The sequence below is a fragment of the Spirosoma lacussanchae genome (assembly GCF_005870035.1).
Classification (GTDB): domain Bacteria; phylum Bacteroidota; class Bacteroidia; order Cytophagales; family Spirosomataceae; genus Spirosoma; species Spirosoma lacussanchae.
On record NZ_SWJG01000023.1, the window covers coordinates 1 to 631 of the forward strand.

At 52.8% G+C, this 631-nt stretch carries 2 tRNA genes and 2 rRNA genes; all 4 read right to left on the reverse strand.

Features of this window, described 5'->3' with window-relative positions:
• Positions 1–148, reverse strand: a 23S ribosomal RNA gene (locus tag FBR45_RS26265); the annotation flags it as partial.
• A 120-nt stretch (positions 149–268) separates the two neighbouring features.
• Positions 269–342: transfer RNA gene (locus FBR45_RS26270), tRNA-Ala, on the reverse strand.
• A 51-nt stretch (positions 343–393) separates the two neighbouring features.
• Positions 394–467 (reverse strand) — tRNA-Ile (locus tag FBR45_RS26275).
• Between the two features lie 45 nt (positions 468–512).
• A 16S ribosomal RNA gene (locus tag FBR45_RS26280) occupies positions 513–631 on the reverse strand; the annotation flags it as partial.

The window sequence follows — 631 nt, forward strand, 5'->3', positions numbered from 1 at the left end:
TTAGTCTTCAACTAAGGGGGTTGCCCCATTCGGATACCAGTGGATCAGCCCCTGCCAGCGGGTCCCCACCGTGTTTCGTCGCTTGCCACGTCCTTCATCGCCGTCAGAAGCCTTAGGCATCCCCCAGGCGCCCTTTTGCTGCGTATGCTCACGCATTCGCCTGTTAAATTATTAATGCCTGATGTCTATACAACAGCGCTATACGCGTTGCAGACTACTCTCTTTCTTCCTGTAAGTCAAAGAACGTATGAACCACGTTTGGTTCATGTGGAGAATAACGGATTCGAACCGTTGACCCCCTGCTTGCAAAGCAGGTGCTCTAGCCAGCTGAGCTAATCCCCCAGGTATGTTAATCAGTTTTCAGTTGTTAATCAGCAACTGCCGAACTGACGGTGGGCCTGCGTGGACTCGAACCACGGACCTCTACATTATCAGTGTAGCGCTCTAACCACCTGAGCTACAAGCCCAGTGCTTTGCGTATTGATATCAATGGTTAGACCAAGTGGCTCCAGAAAGGAGGTGTTCCAGCCGCACCTTCCGGTACGGCTACCTTGTTACGACTTAGCCCCAGTCGCCGAGTTTACCCTTGTCCGGTTGTCACCCCGAACTTCAGGTCCCCCCAACTCCCATG